This is a genomic window from Allomesorhizobium camelthorni (assembly GCF_011045125.1).
Lineage (GTDB): Bacteria > Pseudomonadota > Alphaproteobacteria > Rhizobiales > Rhizobiaceae > Allomesorhizobium > Allomesorhizobium camelthorni.
In genome coordinates this window covers 1-22,812 of sequence record NZ_JAAKZF010000082.1, presented here as the reverse complement: position 1 = coordinate 22,812, position 22,812 = coordinate 1, and the positions used below count along the sequence as shown (strand labels likewise).

The 22,812-nt window shown below is 61.0% G+C and carries 27 protein-coding genes and 2 pseudogenes; 5 read left to right on the top strand and 24 right to left on the bottom strand.

The window, feature by feature from the left end:
* Positions 1 to 405: hypothetical protein (locus tag G6N73_RS36490; protein ID WP_206079159.1), on the bottom strand; the 405-nt coding region annotated here is incomplete at its 3' end.
* 271 nt (positions 406 to 676) lie between these two features.
* Between G6N73_RS36490 and G6N73_RS29500 the strand changes: the two genes are divergently transcribed.
* Positions 677 to 985 carry a type 2 periplasmic-binding domain-containing protein gene (locus tag G6N73_RS29500; RefSeq protein ID WP_165033529.1) on the top strand — a complete coding sequence of 103 codons (309 nt, stop codon included), beginning with the start codon at positions 677 to 679 and terminating at the stop codon, positions 983 to 985.
* 140 nt (positions 986 to 1,125) lie between these two features.
* Here G6N73_RS29500 and G6N73_RS29495 read toward each other — a convergent pair whose 3' ends face one another.
* Positions 1,126 to 1,557: a hypothetical protein gene (locus G6N73_RS29495; RefSeq protein WP_165033528.1), complete on the bottom strand. Its 432-nt coding sequence runs from the start codon at positions 1,555 to 1,557 to the stop codon at positions 1,126 to 1,128.
* Positions 1,558 to 1,593: 36 nt separating this feature from the next.
* On the opposite strand from G6N73_RS29495, the gene G6N73_RS29490 reads away from it, so the two are divergent.
* Together G6N73_RS29490 and G6N73_RS29485 are read left to right on the top strand one after the other, a co-directional pair.
* Entirely contained in the window at positions 1,594 to 2,124 is a 531-nt protein-coding gene (locus G6N73_RS29490) for an ATP-binding protein (protein WP_165033527.1), read from the top strand.
* Positions 2,124 to 2,498, top strand: coding sequence for a hypothetical protein (locus tag G6N73_RS29485; RefSeq protein ID WP_165033526.1), 375 nt, complete (start codon positions 2,124 to 2,126; stop codon positions 2,496 to 2,498). Before G6N73_RS29490 ends, G6N73_RS29485 begins: the two co-directional genes overlap by 1 nt.
* A 667-nt stretch (positions 2,499 to 3,165) precedes the next feature.
* Here G6N73_RS29485 and G6N73_RS29480 read toward each other — a convergent pair.
* The 18 genes and pseudogenes from G6N73_RS29480 to G6N73_RS29395 form a co-directional block, all read right to left on the bottom strand.
* A complete protein-coding gene (locus tag G6N73_RS29480; protein WP_165033525.1) occupies positions 3,166 to 3,525 on the bottom strand; it encodes a hypothetical protein in 360 nt (119 codons plus the stop codon).
* A gap of 293 nt (positions 3,526 to 3,818) precedes the next feature.
* Complete coding sequence (gene msrA / locus G6N73_RS29475) at positions 3,819 to 4,325, bottom strand: peptide-methionine (S)-S-oxide reductase MsrA (RefSeq protein ID WP_165033524.1); 507 nt, start codon at positions 4,323 to 4,325, stop codon at positions 3,819 to 3,821.
* 261 nt (positions 4,326 to 4,586) lie between these two features.
* On the bottom strand, positions 4,587 to 7,127 hold the full coding sequence (locus G6N73_RS29470; RefSeq protein ID WP_165033523.1) for an NAD-dependent epimerase/dehydratase family protein: 2,541 nt from the start codon (positions 7,125 to 7,127) through the stop codon (positions 4,587 to 4,589).
* A 347-nt stretch (positions 7,128 to 7,474) separates the two neighbouring features.
* Positions 7,475 to 7,639 (bottom strand): annotated as a pseudogene (locus tag G6N73_RS29465) (IS110 family RNA-guided transposase); the annotation flags it as partial.
* A 183-nt stretch (positions 7,640 to 7,822) separates the two neighbouring features.
* Complete coding sequence (locus G6N73_RS29460) at positions 7,823 to 8,593, bottom strand: cytochrome c biogenesis CcdA family protein (RefSeq protein ID WP_165033522.1); 771 nt, start codon at positions 8,591 to 8,593, stop codon at positions 7,823 to 7,825.
* A complete protein-coding gene (locus tag G6N73_RS29455; protein ID WP_246252677.1) occupies positions 8,568 to 9,332 on the bottom strand; it encodes a DsbA family protein in 765 nt (254 codons plus the stop codon). The genes G6N73_RS29460 and G6N73_RS29455 overlap by 26 nt, the downstream gene beginning before the upstream one ends.
* Positions 9,325 to 9,867, bottom strand: coding sequence for a hypothetical protein (locus tag G6N73_RS29450; RefSeq protein ID WP_206079158.1), 543 nt, complete (start codon positions 9,865 to 9,867; stop codon positions 9,325 to 9,327). Before G6N73_RS29450 ends, G6N73_RS29455 begins: the two co-directional genes overlap by 8 nt.
* Positions 9,854 to 10,516 carry a cytochrome c oxidase assembly protein gene (locus G6N73_RS29445; RefSeq protein WP_343044785.1) on the bottom strand — a complete coding sequence of 221 codons (663 nt, stop codon included), beginning with the start codon at positions 10,514 to 10,516 and terminating at the stop codon, positions 9,854 to 9,856. The genes G6N73_RS29450 and G6N73_RS29445 overlap by 14 nt, the downstream gene beginning before the upstream one ends.
* 42 nt (positions 10,517 to 10,558) lie before the next feature.
* A complete protein-coding gene (locus G6N73_RS29440; protein WP_246252676.1) occupies positions 10,559 to 11,011 on the bottom strand; it encodes a DUF411 domain-containing protein in 453 nt (150 codons plus the stop codon).
* 4 nt (positions 11,012 to 11,015) lie between these two features.
* Entirely contained in the window at positions 11,016 to 11,468 is a 453-nt protein-coding gene (locus G6N73_RS29435; protein WP_206079157.1) for a c-type cytochrome, read from the bottom strand.
* 10 nt (positions 11,469 to 11,478) lie between these two features.
* Complete coding sequence (locus tag G6N73_RS29430; protein ID WP_165033520.1) at positions 11,479 to 12,366, bottom strand: WD40/YVTN/BNR-like repeat-containing protein; 888 nt, start codon at positions 12,364 to 12,366, stop codon at positions 11,479 to 11,481.
* 25 nt (positions 12,367 to 12,391) lie between these two features.
* Positions 12,392 to 13,096: an SCO family protein gene (locus G6N73_RS29425; RefSeq protein ID WP_165033519.1), complete on the bottom strand. Its 705-nt coding sequence runs from the start codon at positions 13,094 to 13,096 to the stop codon at positions 12,392 to 12,394.
* A gap of 64 nt (positions 13,097 to 13,160) precedes the next feature.
* Complete coding sequence (locus tag G6N73_RS29420) at positions 13,161 to 13,430, bottom strand: hypothetical protein (RefSeq protein ID WP_165033518.1); 270 nt, start codon at positions 13,428 to 13,430, stop codon at positions 13,161 to 13,163.
* Positions 13,430 to 13,762 (bottom strand): hypothetical protein, encoded by a 333-nt coding sequence (locus G6N73_RS36485; protein WP_206079156.1) that lies wholly within the window; start codon positions 13,760 to 13,762, stop codon positions 13,430 to 13,432. The genes G6N73_RS29420 and G6N73_RS36485 overlap by 1 nt, the downstream gene beginning before the upstream one ends.
* Before the next feature lie 205 nt (positions 13,763 to 13,967).
* Positions 13,968 to 14,540, bottom strand: a complete 573-nt coding sequence (locus G6N73_RS29410; protein WP_165033517.1) for a DUF1573 domain-containing protein — start codon at positions 14,538 to 14,540, stop codon at positions 13,968 to 13,970.
* Positions 14,527 to 15,477, bottom strand: a complete 951-nt coding sequence (locus tag G6N73_RS29405; RefSeq protein WP_165033516.1) for a WD40/YVTN/BNR-like repeat-containing protein — start codon at positions 15,475 to 15,477, stop codon at positions 14,527 to 14,529. Before G6N73_RS29405 ends, G6N73_RS29410 begins: the two co-directional genes overlap by 14 nt.
* Positions 15,478 to 15,504: 27 nt before the next feature.
* Entirely contained in the window at positions 15,505 to 16,116 is a 612-nt protein-coding gene (locus G6N73_RS29400; RefSeq protein WP_246252675.1) for a TlpA family protein disulfide reductase, read from the bottom strand.
* A gap of 11 nt (positions 16,117 to 16,127) precedes the next feature.
* On the bottom strand, positions 16,128 to 16,754 hold the full coding sequence (locus G6N73_RS29395) for a DsbE family thiol:disulfide interchange protein (protein ID WP_165033514.1): 627 nt from the start codon (positions 16,752 to 16,754) through the stop codon (positions 16,128 to 16,130).
* Positions 16,755 to 17,409: 655 nt separating this feature from the next.
* Here G6N73_RS29395 and G6N73_RS29390 point away from each other — a divergent pair.
* Positions 17,410 to 19,989, top strand: a complete 2,580-nt coding sequence (locus G6N73_RS29390; RefSeq protein WP_281352992.1) for a heavy metal translocating P-type ATPase — start codon at positions 17,410 to 17,412, stop codon at positions 19,987 to 19,989.
* 12 nt (positions 19,990 to 20,001) lie between these two features.
* Positions 20,002 to 20,403, top strand: a pseudogene (gene cueR / locus G6N73_RS29385) (Cu(I)-responsive transcriptional regulator); the annotation flags it as partial.
* On the opposite strand, the gene G6N73_RS29380 reads toward cueR, so the two are convergent.
* The 4 genes from G6N73_RS29380 to G6N73_RS36480 all read right to left on the bottom strand — a co-directional run.
* Positions 20,396 to 20,626 (bottom strand): hypothetical protein, encoded by a 231-nt coding sequence (locus tag G6N73_RS29380; RefSeq protein ID WP_165033513.1) that lies wholly within the window; start codon positions 20,624 to 20,626, stop codon positions 20,396 to 20,398. The pseudogene cueR and the gene G6N73_RS29380 sit on opposite strands and share 8 nt — an antisense overlap.
* Before the next feature lie 326 nt (positions 20,627 to 20,952).
* Positions 20,953 to 21,603 (bottom strand): protein-methionine-sulfoxide reductase heme-binding subunit MsrQ, encoded by a 651-nt coding sequence (gene msrQ, locus G6N73_RS29375; RefSeq protein ID WP_425484161.1) that lies wholly within the window; start codon positions 21,601 to 21,603, stop codon positions 20,953 to 20,955.
* 1 nt (position 21,604) lies between these two features.
* Positions 21,605 to 22,552 carry a protein-methionine-sulfoxide reductase catalytic subunit MsrP gene (gene msrP / locus G6N73_RS29370; RefSeq protein WP_165033511.1) on the bottom strand — a complete coding sequence of 316 codons (948 nt, stop codon included), beginning with the start codon at positions 22,550 to 22,552 and terminating at the stop codon, positions 21,605 to 21,607.
* Between the two features lie 76 nt (positions 22,553 to 22,628).
* Positions 22,629 to 22,812: hypothetical protein (locus tag G6N73_RS36480; protein WP_206079155.1), on the bottom strand; the 184-nt coding region annotated here is incomplete at its 5' end.

Here is a 22,812-nt window from a genome sequence, read left to right as displayed (position 1 = left end):
CGTCATCACTGCCATTCGTAAATCAAGGCAAGTAGCGCAGGCCGCGACGGCATCACGCCGCGCGGCGAGCCGCAATAACGATCGTCTATTGCTCCATGTGGGAGAGGAGAGGATAGGAGAGCCGCCCGTATTCCCTGTATCCTCACGGACGAACGCGGATGCGGCCGCGAGCTCGGCAAGAGGGAACCCAGCGCCATAGACGGCAAGGGCGGCCTTGCGGAAAGCATCGCACGCGGAAGCAGGCGCTGCGTCCAGCATACCCGCGAGGCCAGAGGCGAGCAACGTCGAACCGGAGTAGCGCGACTCCAGGCGGTTCGTTAGTCGTGGCGCGAGGACCATCGGTAAGGCAAAGGGAATCATAGCGAGGCATGCCGATACCGGCTGATAGCCATAGGCGTCCTTCAATTAGAGTGGCAGGAAGAAGATCATCACCCGAGCGCTTGCGCCATAACCGACCATGGCGAGCGCGACCCCCAAAGGAAAGTCCTGTTGCGGAAAGCGAGGCGGCGGACACAGGCCGTCTGGCGGCCAGGCCAGCACTCCGTGAGTCGAGAACCGGACAAATGTGTGAGGCATCGCGCCGCCGCGTGTAGTCGGGATTCACCTCCGAATAGGCGATACCCCGCCCCGACCGATCACGTAGCGAGCGGCGTCGGCGGGTCCAGCAGTCCTCGCCGTGAAAGGCTTCGAGGTCGGCGCCGACCTGCGTCGGTGGAGGTCGGCGGCCGTCACGTGCAACGAGGTGGGGCTCGCGGCGGCAGTTGCAGGCATCCGCTTGGTGTCGATGACGGTGGGCGCCGGAAAGAAGGAGATCGCGGACAGGTCTCTCGTGCGCATTCTTCAAGACTGGGACATGGGCGATATTGAGCTGCACGCGGTTTTCCCGGCCGGCAAAGCCTTCAAAGCCGGCCGCGCGCCTTTTCATCGGCTTCCTCACTTCGGAATTCGCGAGAGGTCCGGGGCTCGCGTGAGTGTCGGGCGATAGAGACCGGCTATCGACTTCATGGCGAGAGGTGATTTCCCTTTCGCCCGTGCCGAATCCAGTCTGCAATGCGTCGCTGGCGACTTCATGCGAAAGTTGGCACGGTGGTCACGATGTCAAATCGCAGACAGGAGGTCGACATGCTAGTTGCTGAAATACTTGGGGTTTCTCTGCCCCACTCGGAGAGCAGTCCGGTAATCAGCATTCGCCCAGAAGACATCGTCGTGTTGGCTGAGCGCAATGGCGTTGCTGTGGGGTCGGGTCGCGTTTCCGTGCGGTCCGCGCATGGTGGCAAAGACGATGACCCTTCGTCCGCGATGCGATCTGTCGAAATCCCAGTCGTCGGACGCGACGGCAAGATACCCGGGGTAATGTGCCGGAGCTACCCTTTCGGCGGATGCACGGCACTGATCACCGGGGCGGAAGCGCAGCGGATCGATTCCGTAGACGAGATCACCAACGTGGTTGTCCACGACATCAACAATCTCCTGGCGGTTATCGATGGCGGCCTTCGGCTCCTCGGTCGCCACGGCGACGCTGAGGCCAGGGACGCGATCCTTGGCCGGCTGCATCATGCGATTGCGCGGGGCACAATGCTGAGCCGACGCCTATTGGACGCGCGTCTGTCGCTCCGGGCGGCCGGCGGAGTTTCAAACGGCAGTCTTCTGGCTGCAGCCGCCGAGACGCTCGCCCAGGCGCTGGGTGAGGATACGGTATTGGACGTTGAGATCGACACGGACCTCTGGGAGTTCAGCGCCGATCCCGAAGAACTCTATTTCGCGTTGTTGAACCTATGCCGGAATGCTGACGCGGCAACCCCGGAAGGCGGCGTGATCGCGATGTCAGCGATCAACGTCGACCCCTTCGAAGGGGCCCCGGAAGGCGTCGTCTCAGTCACGGTAGCGGACAACGGGACCGGGATGCCGGAGCAGGTGTTGTCGCATGTGTTCGAGGCGTATTTCACGACGAAAGCCGCCGGCCAGGGCACAGGCCTCGGGCTTGCACAGGTTCGTGAGTTCGTAGAACGGAATGGCGGTGTGATCCGGGTCGAGTCAGAGGTGGGCCTCGGCACGATTGTTAGAATGATCTTCCCGCGGCTTTCGCGAGGCGTTCAGATCGCTGCGCCCACTGATTTGAGGTGATGGCGCCCTTCGGCGCCACACCACAAGGCATCATCAAACCGAAACATTCTGCAAAAAAGCAGGCAACAGGGAAAGATCACAACATGCGCCGCCCTATTTTGAGCATTCTTACCGCTGTATCTCTCGTGGGAGTAGGACACGCGAGTGATACGCAAAACCAGGACTTCGGTACGGTTCCCGTAGTCTCACGCGATACGAACCGGCATACGGAAAGCAATCCGGTCAGTCCGCTGGAATCCGCGAGCGAGGCTGTCCGGAAGCTGTTCGTGCGAACGGACCAGCCCGGCGTTGTTCACGCGAAGCCCTCTAAGATGGGCACCCGCAACCCCTGTCTCGGCAAGAGCTTGCATATAGTCGATAACTGGGGATGCTGAGGCATTTCGCGAACCTACGTTGCGGCCAGAATAGCTCCGGCCTGGTGGAGGGCCGCTCGCAGGAAGGTGCCTTCCTATATTGTCCGCGCCTTCGGAATGGGGGGCCTAACAAAGCTGACACAGTAATTGCGATTGCCGGCCCATCGCCGCCTGCCATCGCAAGAAACCCAGGTGCTCGTGAGCCGGGCGAGGGTCTACGTGCTGACGCTGTATGATGTCATTTTGGGCGTAGCCCTGTGAGCGTGCGTTTACGCCCGGACGCTCCACGCGACGCTTGCCGGCGTTGTTCTGGCCTTGTTCATTCCCACTCGCCCGCCTGCCAATTTGTCTGCGCTTATCACCGAAGCGAACACAATCATCGCCTCGGAGGCTCCACACGACGGTGAGCGACACGGGCCATCGGAGCCCGCGCTTCGTGCCCTCGACGCGACGGGTGACAGGCTCGAGTCGGCGGGGACCGGCTGCGTCACGCCGGCGCAAGATCGAGCTATCCGGTCCTACCATCGCTTGCTCTTGCAAACTCGGGTGTCGTCATTTCACCGGTGATATTATTCGGTCAAGAGAGGCTGCTGGCGGTGGTCGTCGTCGGCCTCGCCGGGGCTAAGCCATTGGGCGTGCCTCTCGCGGTCCTTAGGGCGAGATGCACAAGGAACACAAGGGCTTAGCGCTAGGGAGCGGCGAGGCGTGGCACTACTAGCTGGCCCTCAGCGCTGCATATGGTGACCGGGAGGGTGGTATGGGTGAAGGCTCGCCGCCGCTCCCAAGAGGTCCACCGGTCGGCGGCGGCGGACGTCGCGGATGGCGCCCTCGCCCGCTTCTGCCAAATGTGCGCGGTGGTCACGAAGCCGACCAGCGAGGCGACGTGGTCTGCCGCCGCGGGGAAGCCCCTGGCGCCAAGGTGTTCTGCGAGCGTAAAGACATCGGTCTTGGCTTCCGACCGGGGGCGGGTACTCTCCTTCTTGTCGATTTCCCTGCCATCGCTTTCCAGAACCGCCCCGCAGGCGACGCGGTCGCGCAGCTCTTCCACTTCCGTTCTTCCATGTGACAGCTTCGGCCGTTCTCGAGGCCGCCTTTCCTGTTTCGTTTCCCACCCCTTGCCGCGGCGAAACCTCCCTTGCGGCCTTCAGGGCGCACGCTGCGCGCAGCGGTCCCCTGCTGGTTGATCGTCCAAGGACGGGACTGCATCAGGAAGCCAGCACAAGAAGCGGGGGCGTGCCGTGCCCGGTCGAGAACATGTCGCCCCGCCGCCTCTCTGATCGCCTTCCGCGCCGCCACTTCTCACACAGACGGGGCGATGCAGGGAGGTCTATAGGCAAGCCGTCATCCGCCCCGTGGCAGCCGCCATTGGGGACGCGGAAAGTGGCAGCTATAGCCTCCGGGGTGCCGCTGCAAGTAGTCCTGGTGCTCTGGCTCGGCCTCCCAGAACCGCTCCTCCGGGTTGATTTCCGTAACGATTGGGCCCGGCCAACGGCTTGACGCCTCGATCTCGGCGATCGTCGCGAGCGCGACTTCTTTCTGGCTATCGTCGGTATAGAACACGGCGGACCGGTAGCCTGAGCCGAAATCGCTGCCCTGTTGTTCGTATGTCGTCGGATCGTGGATCTGGAAGAACAGCTCGAGCAGGGCGCGGTAGGTCAATAGCTTGGGGTTGTAGACCACCTCGACCGCCTCGGCATGGCCATGGTGGTCGCCGTAGCTCGGGTTCGGCACTTCGCCACCGATGTAGCCGACGCGAGTGGACAACACACCCCTCGCCCGACGCAGCAGCTCCTGCAGACCCCAGAAACACCCTCCGGCGAGTACCGCCCTCTCTGTCTTCGCCGTCACGCTGCGCCCTCCGGGCGGTGCAGGCGCCCGCCGCTAACATACTGTCGATGGAGAAGTAGTGTCTATGAAAAGATGGCATCCAAACGATAACCGCCGGAATGAGGCCGGACTAGGCCCGCGTGCATGGCGGCCAGGTGGTTTTTAGTCACGTCGGGATGAAACCGCACGAACATCCGCCACATGGATATGGAGAGCAAAGGACATTGCCATAACAACTTCCGACCGCGACGATAGAGGTTTGTCGCGACCGCGCGCCGCCGGTCAAACGATCCAGCGATCCCAGCCGCCATAATGCTCCTTGCTGCGAATCCCGCGCGGGAGGCTGAGCCCTATCAGCAGAACGCCGACGACTAGGCTGCCCGTCGTCGCGAGGGCGCCGGCCCCGGCGAGAAACCACGGTGCCCCGATCAGCCACAGGCCGAAAGCCACATTGATAAAACGAAGCGGCCTGGCGACTTCCGCCATGGAGATCACAGCCACCGTGACTATCAGCGCCCCGACCAGATGATCGCTGTCCGCCATTGGAGGTTCCGAAGCGAAGATTAGACGGCTGAACATGAGCCAGACCCCGAGGATTGTGCTTGCCACAAGCGTCCAGGGAATAGTCACACCGCGGGCTGCGGAAGTTGCCAACTCTCCCAGTGGGGCATCGAAGCCACGCCGCCTGTCAGTTCCACTCCCAGGGAGTGCGTCGCCCATGAAGAAGGAGCGCCAGAACGGCCGCCCGCGGCGGGTGTTCGCCACCAGGAATTGGCCCATGGCCACGAGTTCATCGAGGGCATAGGGAATCATGATCAGCATGGCGAGCGCGGCCAGCAGGCATAGCGTGCAATAGGTGCCGATCTCGATCGGCTGAATGATGATGAAGTAGATCGAGACCACGCCGAGCGGCACCACGACGATGCCGAACAAAAGCACCATCCAGGGCATGGTGCGCCAGCGGGCACGGCCGCCCATGACGCCCATCAGCACCTCGAACATATATGTGGTGGCGCCCAGGCCGCCATCGGCAATCGGCCAGGCCTTTGACACATCCGAGGTGATGATGAACTCGGTGCCGTTGCGGCCGCCATAGCCGGCGAAGAACGGCTCCCATACACCGTCGATGTGGCCCAGTTGGTAAGCGGCAAGAATTCGGGCAATCACGAAGCCGATCGCGCCGAGTGCGATGATTGGCAGCCGCTGCAGATAAGTCGATGGGCAATAGCTCCAGCCGGGCGGCATGTCGGACGTGTCCATCATGCCCTCATGGCTCATGCCCGGCATCATCGGCACCAGAATCGCGAAAGCGATGACCAGCGCGCCCACCATGGTGTCGTTGGCGTAAACGGCGGCGCTCGGCGTCCAGAAAAGAAGCGGCGCAAAAAGAAGCCAGACGCCGACGGCCGTATTGGCCCACTGCGCCCAATTGAACCGGGGCGATAGGGACAACGCTCCAAATCCCATGATCAGGAGCCCGCTGAATAGGTCGCTCCAGGCAGTGAGCGAATTCCGCAGCGCGGGATCCCAAAGGCCCCGCTCCTCCGTCACGCGCATGACGGCATCGCTGAACATGTCCTCGCCGAACGTGCCGAGCACGAACGGGCTTGTCGCGAGCCAAAGCCCAAGCAGGATATTGAGGCAGTGGACCCAGAGCATGTCGAAATGCATCCGCCGCATTGCTTCCGCATGCTCGTGCATCATTTCGTGGTGCCGGACCGGATCGTCCGTCATTCCGGCTTCCTGCCGGTTCTCGACCTGCTCCGCCGCCACATTGGCCGAATTCAGTTTGTTGGCCTTGTACCAACCGACCGGATCGGCTTTCAGGGTTTCGATCATCTTGGGAAGCGTACTGCTCAGCGTGTGCTTCGGTTTCCAGCCCAGAAGTTTTCGCGCGCGGGAAATGTCCAACTCATAGTGGTCGTCGGAGCTGTCGACCATCCACGGCTTGATGAAGGGGTCCTCGTCCAGGATTTCCCCCTCGATCCATGCACCCGTCCGGGCCAGAGTTTTTGGGATTTGCCGGGTTTCCCAATCCTCATCGTGAATCAACCGGCCGAGCTTTTGTTGCAGGGCTCCAAAGCCAAGCGTTTCGGTCTCGCCAAGAAGGATTGGCTGTTCCGGCGGGAGTTTCTTGCGCCGTTCCACGATGCGCAGCAGGGCGTCTGTAAGGTCGTCGAGATGCAGATATGGCTGTCCAGCACCGAGATCGCCGGGATAGACGTGGCTGATCAGCTGCCGCTCGTAGATGCGAGCGATCTGGCGGGACAAAAAGGCCGAGTGACACCTATCGTCGTATACGCCGGCGGGTCGCACCATGACCGCTGGAATGGCGCCACGCTGTTTGCGGATCAGTGCCTCAGTACGGATCTTTGATTCACGGTATGGAAGCTTCGGGTCGAGCGGCCAGTCTTCGTTGATGCGCTTGCCGTGGCCGCCGGGCGCGTGGACAAGCATGGTGCTGGCGAAGACGAACTGCTCAACTTCGAATTCCTGGAGCTTTCGCAGCAGCCGCTCTGTACCGCGGACGGTCACCTGCTCGTACTTCGGGTTGGGCTCGCCGGTCAGGTCAAAATAGGCGGCGAGGTGAATAACCGAAGCGATGCGGCTGCCATAGGCTGTCCGCACACGCTGAAACGCCTGCTCGACGCTCTCGTCGGAAGTAAGGTCGATACAGACGCATTCGGCGGCAGCTGGTGGATGCGGCGAGATTTCACGATCGAAGCCGACAAGGGTGAAGCGCCTGGCAAGCTTTTCGACAACAGCGGACCCAATGAAGCCGCTGCTTCCGGTGACAACCACAACTTCCCTGCCGTCGTTCATTCTCATCCTCCCCGCCCGCACATTCAGACGTTAGATCTTACGTAGTAGAAGGTGCCGCCGTCTCCAATTTCGAATGGAGTGTAAGCAATATCCATAGATGGGACCACCGCGCTAAGCTGCCCGGAGGCCGCCCGCTTTTGCTTTCTCGCTGCAAGCGCCTATTGCTTTCCAAGATAGGAGCTAAGGCTTCGCGTTCCTTTGCGATTTGCATATGGACCTCCTGGTCTGCGATCAGACATCGTGACTTCGTTCAAACTGATCGGTGAAGTCGCGGCGCGACGATAGCCGGCACAGTGAACATCGATGCCTGAAAAGGAAAATCACCTCTCGCCATGAACTCCATAGCCGGTCGTTATAGGGATCCGGAGCTTCTGGCTCGTCAGGGTCTTCACCTGCACCGGGCGAAACAGGTTGACCCGTATCATCTGCGCAATGCCGCGGGCATCATTGCGGTTGGCCTTGTTCACCCGCGCGCTAAGGAATGCCTTGGTGTGGCTGGTCTTGATGCAGATCACCGCAGGCTAGTCTAGCCTTCTAAAAGTCAGTTTCACCCGATCGAAGACAACACCGGAAACGTCTCCAAGAGCCAGAATGCGAGGGCAGAGAGATAGCCTGTCATCATTGCGCCGCCCATGGCGATCATGATCGCCCCCGCGAGCATCCGCAAAACGCGCCCGAGGCGTCCGAACGCCTTCTCAGCCGATTTTCGTGAGTATGGGGAACTGCTCGAGCAGCCAGAAGGAGAAAGTCGTCATGGTGCCGGTCATCATCGCCACGCCCATGACGATCATGATCACGCCGGCGGTGATCTGGAGCAGGCGTCCGGTGCGTTTCATGCCTTTCAACCGTTTGGCGAGGCTTTCGGCAAACAGCGCCGACAAGAGGAAGGGAACGCCGAGGCCGACCGAATAGATGCTGAGCAGCGCAATCCCGTTCGAAGCCGTCGATGAAAGCGCGCTAACGGTAAGGATCGCCCCGAGAATCGGCCCGATACAGGGAGTCCAACCGAAGCCAAACGCTAGGCCTAGAATATAAGCGCCAAGCGGCCGGCCGCCAGGCAGATTGCCGTGAAATCGGAACTCGCGTTGAAGCCACGGCAACCACACCAGGCCAGTCATGAATAGTCCGAAGACGATGATGATGGCCCCGCCGAGAATGTTCGTTTCGTAGCGGTAGGACAGAAGGAGGCGACTGATCGCCGTCGCGCTCGCTCCCAGCGCTACGAAGACGGTGGAAAAACCGAGAACGAACCAGGTGCTGAGAAGCAACGCGGAAAACCGGCTGCTGATCACCTGCGACGGTCCACCGGCAACCGCAGCATTGCCGGCAACGTAGGAGATATAGCCCGGCACGAGCGGCAGCACGCATGGTGAGAGGAACGAGATCGCACCCGCCGCAAGCGCTGTCAGGATGCCTATGTTGGAGATCTCGAACACCGTATCAACCCTCAGGCTTTTCGCGCGCATCGGCGATTGATCGCTGGAGCGGCGCCTGGTCGACCAGGCCGCCAATGATTTCATCGCCGACGACGAAGGTCGGCGTGCCGGTGATCCGCAGATCGTTGGCAAGCGCGCGATTGCGCTCAATGGCGGCCACAAAGGCCAGGTCTTCCAGGTCGCGTTTGAGCTGCTCCAGGTCGAGACCGACCTGTTCGGCAATTGTCATTGTGGAGCGCTCGTTGATCGCGCCTGCAAAGGCCATCATCCCGTGATGAAAGGCTTCGTATTTTCCCTGCCGCTGCGAAGCGAGTGCCGCCCTTGCGGCAAATTCGGAACCGGGGCCGAGGATCGGCCATTCCTTGAACACCAGCTTGAGGCCGGGATCATCCGACACGGCTTGCTGGATTTGGGGCGCCGCCTTGCGGCAATACGGGCAATTGTAGTCGAAGAACTCAACCAGGGTGACGTCGCCTTCCGAATTGCCGCCAACCGGCGCGGTCGGATCGTTGAAGATCTCGTCGCTGTGTTCAGCGAGAATGGTCTCCAATTCATTCGCTTCCGCCGCTTGCTGGTTTTGTTCGAATTTCTGGAGGGCTTCGACGAAAACTTCCGGGTTCTGGAGCAGATACTCACGCGTCTGGATTTGGAGTTGGCGCGAGACGGGCGCATCGAACAGCCCGGTGGCGAAAAGCAGCGCCAATCCAGAGAGGAGCACGGCAAAGGCGGACAGAATGATCGCGGCGAGGCCTGCACTCGGTTTAGACATGGCTCTGGCTCCGGAGAGGAACAATTTGTGGATCAACGGCCGGTGACTTGCTGCCGTTGCGCAACGGTCGACGCGCAAACCAGAAGCCTGCGACCGGAAGGACAATCCACTGTGCGACCGGTGACAGTCCGGCATCGATCACCGGAATCACCGGCATCAGCTCCGAATAGGCCCAGCTTTGCCGCACCACGATATTCAACCATTCGCTGAAGATCGTGTAGCCAAGCCCAAAGACGATGGTGAGCGTCGCAACGGCCACATACCGTTTGACCGGCCACCTTCCATCACCGACGAGGACGAGCGCCAGCACCAATGATGAGAGGGCAATCAGGATATCGCCACCGGTGCAGTGGACAGCAGCAAAGGCCAGTTCGCTGATCGTGCCTTCCTTCCAGATTGTGTAGAGAGGCAGGTGCAGCGTCTCCCAGACGAGATTAGCGCCTGCCGCGAACAGCAGATAGCGCCGCAACGTGGGCAGCCAGAGGTCCGGGTGCGGGGGTAAGTGCTGGGTGAGGCTGGCGTCAGGGCTGCGCATCGCTGTCATCCTTGAGATTAGCGGCCTTGATCCCGTTGGAGGCCATGTACTGCTTGAGCGCATCGGTTCCCTTGTCGAAAAAGGTGTAGGACAGCGTGATCGTCGTGACGCCCTTCAGGTCCGGATCGCCTTCGATCGCCGGATCGACAAAGAAGGTGACGGGAAACTCCTTCTCTTCGCCCGGCATCAGCAACTGCTCGGTGAAGCAGAAGCATTGGACCTTGTTGAAATAGACGCCTGCCTTGGCCGGTACGACATTGTAGGTCGCCGTTCCGAGTATAGGGCGCGATGTCGGATTGCGGGCCTTGTATGCAACGAGCCCGCTTTCACCCAAGGCCAACTCGACCGGCTTCGGCGCTTCGAACGCCCATGGCATGCCGGCCGCGACATTGGCGTCGAAGCGAACGGCCACCCTTCGCTCGGACGGAGTTGGCGCTGCCTCAGCGACTTGGGTCGTTCCGCCATATCCCGTTACCTGGCAGAACAGGCGGTAAAGAGGAACCGCGGCAAAGCTCAACCCCACCATGGCAAGGGCGAGTCCAGCCAGTGCGGCGGCGGTCCTTCTCTTTCGTTTGCCCGTCGCGTCCAGCCGGTCGGGGCGAAACAGCGGAGCCAACAGGCGTTTGGGCTTATTTTTATCCAAGTTCACGTCCCATCTCGTGTGGCTGGACTTATCTCATAGGCAGAAGGCTCATTCTGTTGCGTACACTTCGGGGGTTCCGTCTGAAATCACGTATATGTTCAACGGTTCCGGCTTGGGTCCTGGCATGCCAGGCACCCCTGTCGGCATGCCGGGCAGGGCAATGCCCCAGATGTCCGGCTTCTCAGTGAGAAGACGATTGAGAGTGTCGAGAGGCACGAGCCCTTCGACCACATAGTTTTCGACCCGCATTGTGTGGCAGCCGGCCAAATTCTCCGGCACGCCGGCCAGCTTCTTGATTTGCGACAGGTCGGTTGTGTTCTCCATCGTGACCTTGAAGCCGTTGGCTTCGAGTTGTCTGGCATATTCGTCGCAACAACCGCATTGCGGATTTTTGTAAAGGGTCGCTTCGATCGGCGACGCCGCGTTGGCCATGGACGCCGCTAAACCGGCTGTGACGACGAAGAGGTAAGCGCAATAACGCATGATGATTTCCTTCTGCATGGGTTCATTCTGGAGACGGCTTTGCCTCAGCGGGAAAAGGCTCCTTCTCGCTTTCTTCCCGCTGGTAGCGCCGCTGCTCATCGGTCCACAGCGATTTCAGGTAAGCGATCACCGCCCTGATCTCTTCCGGCGCAAGGGTTTCGCCAAACGGGGGCATCGTGATCCGGTCGGTCTTGTTGAATGGGTCCCGCCATCCCTTGCTGATAATCTCGTAGAGGTCGGCGTCCGAGTGGCGCCATGTATGTCCTTCCTGGTTATGGGGAGGTGAAGGAAGTTCGCCTTGCCTATTGGGCTCGCGCCAATTGGGTGCGCCTTTGCCATTTGCTCCATGACAGGAGGCGCAGTATTGGCCATAGAAGGCCCGTCCAGCGCCGATCTGTTTGGAATCCAGCACGTGCGGCAGCGGATCGTCCGCTGCGACGGCTGTTGTCCCTATAACTGTCGTGACCACCAACACGAAAAGCCTCCTAGTCACCAATGGGCTCCCAGGTTTCGGCACGATCGAGGCTACGGAAGAGCGCACCGTCGGTGGACGCGGCATAGAGGGCTCCGGAGGGCGTCGCGGTCAGCGTCGTCACGGCTGCTTCCGGTGACGCCGTCTGCTCCCAGTCCTGGCCGCCATTCGTGCTCCGAAAGAGCCCTTGGTCGGAAGCGGCGTATAGGCGCTCCGGTTGGAGCGGGTCATAAGCCAGGCTATCGACCTTGCCGTTGAGTTCGCCGGCATCGCGCCACAGACAGAAACAGTCCATGGAAACGCGCGCGCCTTGCAATGTCGCGGCGTAGAGCCATCCCGTCTCCATGCTACCCTTCATGTCGGTATGGAGGAGTTGACGGGTGTTTTCCGGGCCGCGGTCCATCAATTTCCAGCTTTTCCCCGCGTCCTGGCTTCGATAGATCCCGCTCTCCGGTACGAAGGCATAAATGGCCTCCGGCAGGGCAGCGTGGGCTGTGAATGCGGTGACCTTCGTGCTCGGCAACCCTGTATTGAGTGCGACCCAACTGGCACCATCATCCTCGGTGCGCAGAACGCCGAGACCTGGCCCCGCGACATAGACGACACCACTCCGCTTAGCCGGCGTCGCGACGGCCGCTATGCTCCCGTTCGCCGACGGCGGCAGCGGGATGGCCTGCCAAGTGTCTCCGTTATTGCCGCTCCGGTAAACAGCCTCTCCGTCGCTCTTCAGGAGTGCCCCGCCGCCGGCGTCGTAAGCCAATGCAACGATCGAACCCTTGTCCGCTGCGCGAGCGCTTGAAATGGCGAAAGCCGCGGCCAGCACGGGTATGATCGCCAGCACGGTGAGGCCAGGCAGCCATGCGGTCCAAATTCGCTTTGTTCTTTTCAGATTAGAGATCATGCATTTTTTCCGTTTTGAGAGGTGGCTAGAACATCGATCGAATTCGCGACCACAGCGAGGGAGGCTCGGGCTCCTTGTGCGGCACGTTCGCGTTTGTCAGTCCGTTGATGAAGACGACGAGGTTCGTCGGCTCGAATCCGAGACCGTGAAAGTTGGCCACCCACTGGCCATTCTGATCAATGACATGGGTGACAACACTGTGGATCTGCAGCTCGTCATCCGTAACGATGAATTTGTGGCCGAACTTTTCCGCGAGCTTGCGGGTGGTATCCCCGGGCCTGTCCGGTCCACTCGTTAGAAAGACCCAGTTCGTCGTCGGGTCGAGGCCATGAGGTTCTGCGTAATCCCGGAGAACCTCCGGCGTATCGCGCTTTGGATCCGTGGTGACGGTAATGAACTGGACCCGGTCCTTCATCGGAGTGATGTTGACCATCTCCTGGATTTCGCCGATCCGGTCGGCATGTAGCGGGCAGACATCTGGGCAGCCCGCATAAATGAAATGCAGGACGACGACCTTGCCGCGCAGATCCTTCAGGCGGAACGGCTCACCGTCCGCATCCTGAAGCGTAAAATCTGCGGCAGGTTCGTTCTTGACCTGGAAGTATTGCTCCTTGTCGAAGAGGTCCTGCTGCACGTCTTTGAGTGAGTGGGCTGGGGCCGTCGCCGGAACTAAAACGGTCGCGACTATAGCCACGCTGGCTGCGGCAAACAGACGTGTCGGAAATTTCATCGAATTCTCCTCGGTCGCCAAACGGGCGGACGGGTAAAGATGAACCGCCCGCCCGTTGTTCGGCCTATCCCTTGTTGGGCTGCTTGCCTTCTTCAGCCGGCTTCTCCATGTCCGGCATCATGGCCTGCATCATCTTATTGCAGGTGTCCATCATCTCGTTCATCTGGGACATCATACCCATCATCCCCATCCCGCCGCCCTGCATCATCTCTTGCATGTCTTGGGGCGCGGCCGGCTGCTTCGGTTCCGAATTGTCTTGCGCAAAGGCGAGCGGTACGGTGGCGAGTCCTGCCACAGCAAGCGCAAGGGCAACGGTTTTCGACATCTTGTTCATTAGATTTTCTCCTTTCCTTGGTTGATCGTCTCACCCGACAGTCCAACGTCCTCGGCCCGGCGGTGTTCGCTCTCGGATTCTGCCGAGTTCAGGTCGGCTTCGGAGGGGATCACGATGCTGACCGCCACTGCGGGCGCATCCCGCTCTTCCTTCCTGGGTAAAGCAGCCATCGTTTCGTCAGTTGCCGGTGATTGCGAGCAGCAGGTCGTTTCGCTGCGGCTGATGTTGGAACCTGCTTCACCGCGGTTCGCTTTGGCGCCGGCCTTCATCGCGCAAAGGCCGAGTGCGCACATGATGGCGCAAGGCGCCAGAGCGATCAGAAGCGGCGCCACGCCGGCAACCACGAGCCATGGCCAGCCGATCCAAAGCGCCGGGATACCCAAAGCGACTGCCGCAACGATGAGGCCACGCCGGCCGCGCAGCTGGTGGCGGATATATCGAAAGATATCCGCGCTCAGCGATGTCTCTGATACGGAATTGCTCATTGGTGATCCTCTCTTGTCTGATTGTTGGGTGATTGCGATTTCCGGCTTGTCATTAACCAGCAGCGCCTCCCGTAACGGTTGCGTGCACGCCGAGCTCGACGATCGGGTTTTGTGGATCGGTGGTCGCGAACTTGACGTTGCGCGCGACGGATCCTTCCACCGGCATTAGCGAGGGTTTGTAGGTGACAGTTACGACAGCTTCTTCACCGGGAGCGAGCACGCCTCTCCAGGCATTGGCGGCAGCGTCATTGTGCATTGCCATGCTGAATTCCGGGCTCGTGCTGTCGGGAAGGGCGATCTCCGCAAAAGCACACATGCACGAGGTGCGGACCTGACTGATCTCGACAGGCTGCGTGCCGGTGTTTTTCAGCCGGAAGGCTGCACTGCGCACCTCGTTTATCGCCATGACGCCAAGCTCGGCTTCCTCGCGGTCGATGCCGAGTGTGGCGCCCGGCGTCGCGTTAACAGGCATGATCTGGCTGGAGGTCGCTTGAGGCGGTTGAGGGGCCATTGCCCTGTAAGCCGCAGTTGCCACGCCGCCCACCAACACAGCGCCCACCAGCAGCGACATGAGAGAGCCTTTTGCGGCCGTAAAAGTGCTTCGCGATACGTTAGCCTTCTGCATCGTCGCCCTCCGTCTTCGTCCAGTGCTCGCCGGCGTCCTGGCTGATGGCGAGGACTCCATCGGCATCGATGGCATAGACTCGGTTTGGATCGACGGCATCCACAGTCACCACGGCATCCTCGACAAGATCGGTGACGCGGCTCCAGCCTTGGCCGCCATCTGTTGTCTTGAAGACCCCCTGGCGGAGCCCAGCGTAAAGAATCTCCGGGTTCGACGGATCGACGGCCAGGCCGTAGACCCGGCCCTCGGGAAGCCCTTCATTGGGGAGCCGGTCCCAGCCACAGAAGCAGTCCGGGCTCTTCATCACGCCCGTATCAAGGCCGGCGTAAAGCCATATGCCTCCCATTCCCGTCGGCGCGCCAACGGAGGCCAGTGTGCGCACCTCCTGCTTTTTGGGCCCATCATCAACGCGCTGCCACGATCCGGCGGCATCCTTGCTGCGGTAGAGGCCATTACCAAGCACCCAGACGTAAAGCGTGCTCCGATCCCTGCCGTCGATGATGAAGCCCTCGGTGGACAAGCCGCCGAGCCCGGAACTTGCTGTATTCCAGGTCTTGCCGCCATCGGCGCTCTTGACCACGCCGATGCCATGGCCGGTCGCATACATCATTTCCGGAGCGGTGGGATCGATCGCGATCGAGGTGATATTTGCCCGTTCTTCGCTCTTTGGAATGCCGTCGATCGCGGTCCAGGATTTCCCGTTGTCCGCGCTGCGATAGATCGGCCGAGCACCAAGGAAGAGCTCCTTCGTTTGCGGATTAACAGCAAGCGCGTGAACGTGCCCGCCAAAGCGGCTTGGCGCCAGCTTTTCCATGTCCTGGCTTGCCTGGAAAGCCGGCTTGACGGGTGTTGCCGCTTGTTCGGCCATTGCGGTTCCAGCAACGACCGTAGTGACCGCAAGCACCGGAAGGAGCAGATGGTAGATCGGTTTTTTCATGTTCGGTTTCCTGTTTTGTGAAAGTCTTCAGTCGGCTTCGCCGGCTGTCTTCTTGAGTTGCTGCTCGAGAATCTCGATTATCTCCGGGCCGTCCCATTCGGCTGGCCCGACCAAGCGCCCGGCTTCCAGACCGTCGGGATTGATGAGCAAAGTCGTGGGAATGCCGACCGCCCCGAGCTTGCCGACCGCCTTGCTGGATGCATCGACATAGATGCCGAGAGCCTTGAGGCCGAGTTCCTGGTAAAATGCTTCAACCGCAGGCAGCCCCTTGCGGTCGATCGAAAGTGGAACCACCTCAAACTCGGAACCGCCGAGCTTGGCCTGAAGGCGGTCAAGTGCCGGCATTTCCTCGCGGCACGGGACGCACCAAGTGGCCCAGATGTTGAGCAGGATGGTTTTGCCGCGAAAGTCCGCCAGGGACATTTCGAGTCCCTCACCGTCGACGAAGGACAGTTCCGGCACGGCTTGCGGCGTTTCGTGCATGACGAAGGCGCGGCCGCTCTTTTCGGCCTCTGGGGAAGTCGGCGCCGGCGGATTCGAAACCACGGCCTCGTTTAGCTGCGTCGCCACGAAGTATTGGTAGGCGCCCGCTGCAGCTAGACCTGCTGCGCCGGCCGCAGCGATAATGACGGCAGGCAACACTCCCGTCCTCATTTTCTCAGCCTCTCGATGAGTGGCGCGATTCGGTCCCGGTAGACCTCCGGCGTGACGGCGCCGACATGCTTGAAGGCGATCCGGCCCTCGGCATCGACCACGAAAGTCTCGGGAACGCCGTAAACGCCCCAGTCGATCGAAACTCGGCCGTTGAGGTCCGCTCCGGTCCGCGTGTAGGGATCGCCCATGGTGTTGAGCCATTTGGCGGCATCCTGCGGGCGGTCCTTGTAATTGATGCCGTGGATGGGAACGGCGTTGGCTCGCCGAAGCTCCATGAACACCGGGTGCTCTTCCCGGCAGGCCACGCACCAGGACGCAAAGACATTGACGAGCGAGACCTCACCCTTGAGGTCAGCGCTGGACAAGCCAAGGGTGCGCCCTTGAACTGCCGGCAGGCTGAATTCGGGCACCTCCTTACCGATCAGGGCCGAGGGAATGATCTGAGCGTTACGGCTCAATCCCCATCCGAGCACGACCGCCAGCCCGGCAAAAATACCTGCCGGCAGCATCACGAGCACACGGCGACGCCGGAGGGATGGCGTATCGCTCGTCTCGATCGCCTCTCCCGAAAGGGACGGTGGATTGCTCGCATGGATGCGAGCCGTTTGGGAATTGGAAAACATTCCATCCTCGCTGATTTGTTTCCTCGCACAGGCAAGAACCTGCGACGGATTGTTCCAGGAAGGCTGGGCACCCAAAAGCGTGCTCACCCGGACACGGACGAGAAAATCACCAGTGTGGAGCGGTGAAACCCGTCCTAGGCGAGGATGTCAGATCTGGGAGGGAACGGTTCGGGCGACCCTTGAAGGCCGCTGATGTGCTCGGCGCTATAGGAATAGCGCACAGACTCGCTCCGCGCCGTGAAACCGTTGGCGGGAGAAACAACGCCGTGGACACAGGTTCCAAAAGCGGAACATGCGGCCGTCGTCATCGCCTTCTCGTCGCCGCCACAGTGGTCGCAGCCACGCGGCATAGACTGGTCCGCGGAGGTTTCGATAGTGGGCGCAACAATGACGCCCGCCTGTGCCGCAGCCATAGCCGTCCCGCCCCCAAAGGCGAGGAGCAGCAAGGCAGCTAAGAGGCAGCGGAACGTTTTCATTGCCGTTTCAATATAGGGGATTGGCGTCCATGTGCCAATCACCACTTCGAGATACCAATGGTCACACGGCTATCGGGCCACTTCAAGGCCCTGGCAGGATCGTCTTCGATGAGCCCTTGACCTTACCAGCGCTGGAACCTTTATCTTCTCTGGCGATCAACCGAACAGGAGCGACGAACATGGCTTCCGTGATCGCATCAAAAGACAGGGCCCCGTCGGCTCAAGCCGAACTCCTTCAGCTTGGCTTTTCCATCGAAGGAATGAACTGCGCCTCCTGCGTCAGCAGGGTCGAGAAGGCCATTGCCGCCGTTCCAGGCGTTCAATCCGCCGTCGTCAATCTCGCAACCGAGTGCGCCAACATTGTTTTTAACAGTGTGCCTGACGCGGAGGCGGTCGTCGGCGCTGTCAAGAATGCCGGCTATGACGTTGCGACCGAGACCGTCGATCTCTCGATCGAAGGCATGAGCTGCGCGTCCTGTGTCAATCGGATCGAGACGGCGCTGAAGGCGGTGCCCGGTGTGACCAATGCAGCCGTGAACCTCGCCACCGCGCGGGCGTCTGTCAGCGTCGTTTCCGGTGCGACCAAACTTGCCGATCTCGAGGCCGCGGTCGAAAAGGCCGGCTATGCAGCCCGTGGCGTCGCCGTAGGTGAACCGGTCGACAGAGGGGCTGAAGCACGCGAACGGGAGACAAAGAGCCTGTTCCGCGCTGTCGCGCTTGCCGCAGTTTTGACGGTGCCGGTGGTCACGCTGGAGATGGGCGCCTTTCTTTTTTCCGGCATCCAAACCTATATCGTAGACCGCATCGACATGCAGACAAGCTGGTATATCCAGTTCCTGCTCACCACAATCATCCTGTTCGGGCCAGGCCTGCGGTTTTTCCAAAAGGGCATTCCGGCGCTCGTTCGCCGCGCGCCCGACATGAATTCGCTGGTTGCTCTCGGAACCGGCGCTGCTTGGCTTTATTCCGTCGTGGCGACCTTTCTCCCGGGCCTCCTGCCGCAGGGGACGCAGAATGTCTATTTCGAAGCCGCGGCTGTAATCGCTACTCTCATCCTGCTCGGTCGCTATCTGGAAGCGCGCGCCAAGGGCCGCACCAGCGAGGCGATCAAGCGCCTCGTGGGCCTCCAGGCCAAGACGGCCCGCATTTTACGTGATGGCGAGACTGTCGAAGTGCCCCTCGACGAGGTCAAGGTCGGCGATCTGGTTCTGCTGCGCCCCGGCGAAAAGATCGCCGTCGACGGCGAGGTCGCGGAAGGCTCCTCCTTTGTCGATGAATCCATGATCACCGGCGAGCCGATGCCGGTTGCCAAGGGCGCCGGCGACGCTGTCGTCGGCGCCACGATCAACAAGACCGGATCGTTCTCCTTCCGCGCCACCAAGATCGGCGCGGACACCGTCCTTGCCCAGATCATCCAGATGGTGGAGCGGGCGCAGGCAACGAAATTGCCCATCCAGGCATTGGTCGACAAGGTGACGGCCTGGTTTGTCCCGGCCGTGATCGGTATTGCTCTCGTCACCTTCCTTGTCTGGCTGGGCTTCGGTCCAGACCCGGCGCTGACCTTCGGTCTCGTCGCCGCGGTCACGGTGCTGATCATCGCCTGCCCGTGTGCCATGGGGCTTGCCACTCCGACCTCGATCATGGTCGGCATCGGCCGCGGCGCGGAAATGGGTATCCTGTTCCGCAATGGCGAAGCCTTGCAGACGCTGCGCAGCGCCGGGATCGTCGCTCTCGACAAGACCGGCACGCTGACCAAAGGCCGACCTGAGCTGACCGACCTCATCACTGCGGAAGGCTGGGAGCGCGACTCTGTGTTGGCGCTGGTCGCCGCCGTGGAGACCCGCTCCGAGCATCCGATCGGCGAGGCCATCGTGGAGGCGGCAAAGCAGGCAGGCCTGCTAATCGAGGCGTCCGAGGATTTCGAAGCGATGCCCGGCTTCGGCGTGAAGGCGAGCGTTGGCGGACACACAGTCGAGGTCGGCGCCGACCGGCTTATGGCCCGGCTCAGCCTCGACATCGCGCCTTTCGCGAACGCTGCCGCAAGGCTGGGCGACGAGGGCAAATCGCCGCTCTATGCCGCGATCGACGGCCGGCTCGCTGCAATCATAGCAATCGCTGACCCGATCAAGGACACCACGCCGCAGGCGATCGAAGCGCTGCATGGGCTTGGCCTGAAAATCGCGATGATCACTGGCGACAACCGCCGCACGGCAGAAGCGATCGCCCGCAAGCTTGGCATCGACGAGGTCGTGGCCGAGGTGCTGCCCGACGGCAAGGTGGCGGCGCTGCACCGCCTGCGGGAAAGTGGCCGCAAGGTGGCTTTCGTCGGCGACGGCATCAACGACGCCCCTGCCCTGGCCGAAGCCGATGTCGGGATCGCCATCGGCACGGGCACAGACGTAGCGATCGAGAGCGCCGATGTCGTTTTAATGTCGGGTGAATTGACGGGCGTTCCGAATGCGATCGGTTTGAGTCGCAGCACGCTGCGCAACATCAAGCAGAACCTGTTCTGGGCATTTGCTTACAACACCGCCTTGATCCCGGTGGCGGCCGGTGTGCTCTATCCGGCCTTCGGCATTCTGATGTCGCCCATGCTGGCCGCAGCTGCAATGGCCTTCTCGAGCGTCTTCGTCGTCAGCAATGCGCTCCGGCTCAAGACCTCCCGCCCGTCCCTTACTGCGGGCGTCGACACGGCATTAATCCATGGCGTCCGGCCGCCCCGGCGACGCCGTAAGGAGGCTATCATGAACATCGGATAAGCCGCGCAGGCTTCGGGCCTTTCGGCCAAGACCATCCGTTACTATGAAGACACCGGCCTCATTCCCGCCGGCCGGACGATGGCTGGATACCGCGACTATAACGAGAAGGAAGTGCACACTCTGCGCTTCATCCAGCGCGCACGCCGGCCCGGGGTCCCGGTGCAAAGCATCCGCCAACTCCTTGCTTTGTGGCAGGACCGAAACCGGACGAGCGCGGAAGTCAAAGCGCTTGCCCTGGCCCACGTGACCGTGCTTGATCGAAAGCTTGCAGACCTTCAGGCCATGCGGCGGACCCTTCAGCACCTCATCGCGCATTGCAAGGGCGATGAACGTCCGGATTGCCCGATCCTGGACGATCTGGCAGGACAGAGCACGGAGCTCCTGATCGAGGATACCCGCCCAAACCTCAACTGAATGGCGCTTTCCTTCTCATCCAGCCGGCAATTGCATGCAGCTTGCCGATATTGAGAGGCACGATGATCCCGAACGCCACTGAGAGTATGATGGACGAGGAATACATGTGCAGCATCACGAGACTGTCATGATCCGAAATGTAGCACGCCAACCACAGCAGCCCATAAATCCCGGCAAAGGCGGCCAGGGCTGAAGCGATTATGCCGGGCAACAGTCGAAGCATCGAACAAAACTCCGTCACAAGCCTTTGCCCGGTGAGCCGATCTCGATCGTAGTCGATCGCCGGACGAGGTTCCGTTCAACTTTGCTTGACTGCAAGCGCCTCGCTTTCGAGTTCAAAGCCCGGACTACACCGTGTGCGCTGCCGCTTTCAAAGCGAGGCACAGTCAGAAGATGGAGTGACTCTGCCCGGCGAGGCTCGGGAATTGTAGAAGGCCTCGCAAGCAGGCACTGTTGCACTAACTCGCAACGCCCTTGTGAAGCGGTAGAAGGCCCGACGCCGGCCGGCACGGAGCCCCATCAGCTTTCAAGCGAAATCCGCTACTGCATTCAGGCGGAAGCGAGCGTGACGCGTCTGCGCCCGCGCAGACGTCTGGCAACACGATAAGCGAGAAGCACTGCGACTATCATGGTATAGATGACGGGCTCCATCGTCCAGGATTTGACCACCAGCAAGTAGTGGACAGCAGCTGCTCCGGCAGCCAGATAAACCCAGCGATGAAGTCTCGCCCAGGCGGCCCCGCCAAGGCGCCGGATCATTGCGTTGTTCGAGGTGATCGCAAGCGGCACCAGGGTGGCGAAACTTAGCATGCCGATCGTGATATAGGGCCGTTTCAGAATGTCGGCCCAGATGGCGTCGAGATCGAGGCCCTGGTCAAGCACCAGATAGGTGCTCAAATGCATCAGCGCATAGAAGAAGGCGAGCAGGCCCAAGGCACGGCGGTAGCGCAGCAGATTGACGCCCGAGAGATCGCGCAAAGGGGTGATCGTGAGAGTGATGATCAGAAACCGAAGCGCCCAGAGACCTAAACTCCGCTCAAGCGTCTTCATCGGGTCAGCGCCCAATTGGTCGATGACGCCGAGGTAGAAGGTCCACGTAGCGGGCATCATTCCGACAAGGTAGATCGCCCGATTGATGTAGCGCGGCATCGCTCCGGAGCGCGGTTTGGACGTGTTCCTTATGGGCCTCGCCGATGACATCTCAAAAATTGGCACGCAGGTCCATGCCGGCATAGAGGTGCGCCACCTCCTCGGCATAGCCGTTGAACAGCAACGTCGGCTTTCGCTTCGCGAACAGGCCCCCTTCGCCTATCGGCCGTTCGGTCGCCTGGCTCCACCGCGGATGATCCACTTCGGGGTTCACATTCGAGTAGAAGCCATACTCGCGCGGATTCTGCCGGTTCCACGACGTCTCCGGCTGCTTTTCGACGAGGCTGATCCGCACGATCGACTTGATGCTCTTGAAGCCGTACTTCCACGGCACAATCAGCCGGATCGGCGCACCGTTCTGGTTGGGAAGCATGTCCCCATAGAGCCCGACGGCAAGGATGGTGAGCGGGTGAAGCGCCTCGTCGAGCCTTAGGCCTTCGACATAGGGCCATTCCAACGCCTGGAAAAGCCCCGTCTGGCCGGGCATTTCCTCCGGCCTCAGCAAGGTTTCGAAGGCAACGTATTTGGCGCTGCCGAGCGGTTCCACACGATGGAGCACGTCCGACAGCGGGAACCCAACCCACGGGATGACCATCGACCATCCTTCGACGCAGCGCAGCTGATAGATCCGTTCTTCGAGCGTCACAGTCTTCAGCAGATCCTCGACATGGAATGTCGTCGGGCGAGACACCAGGCCATCGACCGCCACCGTCCACGGCTTCGTCGTCAGCGTGTGGGCATTGGCAGCGGGATCGCCCTTGTCGACACCGAACTCGTAGTAATTGTTATAGCTGGTGACGTCCTCCAACGGCGTCGGCTCTTCGCTGGTCGAAAACGGGCTCTTGGTGAACCGCAGTTGGGCCGCCGAAGCGGGTCCGTTGGGCAGTGCCGCAGTTATACCGGCGGCTCCCGCTCCCATCATCAAGCTGCGCCGGTTCAGGTAAACCTCGCGCGATGTGATTTCAGAGGGACGGATGGAAGATTGGCGACGGATCAGCATTGGAGTTGGTTCCACACAGTAGGAGGCGCCTTCATTTCAGATGGGTGACGCTGTATCTCAGTAATTCTGTCTACCTTCACCCGTTGCAATTCACTTCTGGACAAACTCTCGTGTGCCAGACACAAACCTTGAGCCGCGAGACCACCAAGACCAGCGAGCCCAGCGATGGCGATCGCGACAAAAGCGGAGAACCGACGGACCGCCGGGCGATCGCCGCCAGACCGCGATAGAGTGAGACCCCGACCGCCGTTTCGCTCATG

Coding starts and splice junctions, on each gene's coding strand:
- msrP (WP_165033511.1), bottom strand. CDS start 22,552: ATGCTGATCCGTCGCCAATCTTCCATCCGTCCCTCTGAAATCACATCG.
- G6N73_RS29410 (WP_165033517.1), bottom strand. CDS start 14,540: ATGCAGAAGGCTAACGTATCGCGAAGCACTTTTACGGCCGCAAAAGGC.
- G6N73_RS29430 (WP_165033520.1), bottom strand. CDS start 12,366: ATGATCTCTAATCTGAAAAGAACAAAGCGAATTTGGACCGCATGGCTG.
- G6N73_RS29450 (WP_206079158.1), bottom strand. CDS start 9,867: ATGCGCAGCCCTGACGCCAGCCTCACCCAGCACTTACCCCCGCACCCG.
- G6N73_RS29470 (WP_165033523.1), bottom strand. CDS start 7,127: ATGAACGACGGCAGGGAAGTTGTGGTTGTCACCGGAAGCAGCGGCTTC.
- G6N73_RS29440 (WP_246252676.1), bottom strand. CDS start 11,011: ATGCAGAAGGAAATCATCATGCGTTATTGCGCTTACCTCTTCGTCGTC.
- G6N73_RS29455 (WP_246252677.1), bottom strand. CDS start 9,332: ATGTCTAAACCGAGTGCAGGCCTCGCCGCGATCATTCTGTCCGCCTTT.
- G6N73_RS29420 (WP_165033518.1), bottom strand. CDS start 13,430: ATGAACAAGATGTCGAAAACCGTTGCCCTTGCGCTTGCTGTGGCAGGA.
- G6N73_RS29380 (WP_165033513.1), bottom strand. CDS start 20,626: ATGCTTCGACTGTTGCCCGGCATAATCGCTTCAGCCCTGGCCGCCTTT.
- G6N73_RS29390 (WP_281352992.1), top strand. CDS start 17,410: ATGGCTTCCGTGATCGCATCAAAAGACAGGGCCCCGTCGGCTCAAGCC.
- msrQ (WP_425484161.1), bottom strand. CDS start 21,603: ATGTCATCGGCGAGGCCCATAAGGAACACGTCCAAACCGCGCTCCGGA.
- G6N73_RS29395 (WP_165033514.1), bottom strand. CDS start 16,754: ATGTTTTCCAATTCCCAAACGGCTCGCATCCATGCGAGCAATCCACCG.
- G6N73_RS29485 (WP_165033526.1), top strand. CDS start 2,124: ATGGCGCCCTTCGGCGCCACACCACAAGGCATCATCAAACCGAAACAT.
- G6N73_RS29405 (WP_165033516.1), bottom strand. CDS start 15,477: ATGAAAAAACCGATCTACCATCTGCTCCTTCCGGTGCTTGCGGTCACT.
- G6N73_RS29495 (WP_165033528.1), bottom strand. CDS start 1,557: ATGATGCAGCCGGCCAAGGATCGCGTCCCTGGCCTCAGCGTCGCCGTG.
- G6N73_RS29425 (WP_165033519.1), bottom strand. CDS start 13,096: ATGAAATTTCCGACACGTCTGTTTGCCGCAGCCAGCGTGGCTATAGTC.
- G6N73_RS29460 (WP_165033522.1), bottom strand. CDS start 8,593: ATGCGCGCGAAAAGCCTGAGGGTTGATACGGTGTTCGAGATCTCCAAC.